General features: G+C 40.4%; 1 protein-coding gene. It reads left to right on the top strand.

Annotation, left to right across the window (positions count from 1 at the left end; all coding sequences use genetic code 11):
• Positions 1–35: 35 nt before the first annotated feature.
• Positions 36–557: hypothetical protein (locus QVO88_RS00005; protein WP_288177640.1), on the top strand; the 522-nt coding region annotated here is incomplete at its 3' end.

A 557-nucleotide genomic window follows, 5' to 3' on the forward strand; every position in this document is an offset into this window, starting at 1 on the left:
CATATCAGAAAACTATTCCTACAGGGGCAAAGTTGATGAGCGTGAAGTCTGTGGGTGGTAGGTCTATCGTGTGGAATCAGTTATGCGATACTGTTTTAGATAATTTTTCTGACACCGTCAGTGCTGTATATCACGAATACGGCATTTGTAAATTTACAGCAAACGTTGGCGATAAAATATGCATTTATTCTGGGGGTATTAATGGCACATACGCAGCTAATGGCGCATATGTAGCAGGATTCATAGGTTCGGCGTATATTGAATTTTTTGGGAAACAAATCGTGCAATGTACGGAAAATGGGAACTGCATAATATATTTGCGATTGAGGGGAGATGGAAACACATATAGCAATGTTTCTGTTCGTCCTGAATTTTTCAATTTAACAAAAATGTTCGGCGCAGGAAACGAACCCACAACTGTTGAGGAATTTGAAGCCATGTTCCCAGAGGACTACTACCCATATAATGCTGGGGAAATAGTCAGCGCTGGGGTGACAGAGGTCGAATATGGGCTGTTTGGCAGAAATTTGTATAATCATTCCGAGCTTAAAAAAAAT

The organism is Ruminococcus sp. CAG:57 (assembly GCF_000435935.1).
GTDB classification, from domain to species: domain Bacteria; phylum Bacillota; class Clostridia; order Oscillospirales; family Ruminococcaceae; genus Hominimerdicola; species Hominimerdicola aceti.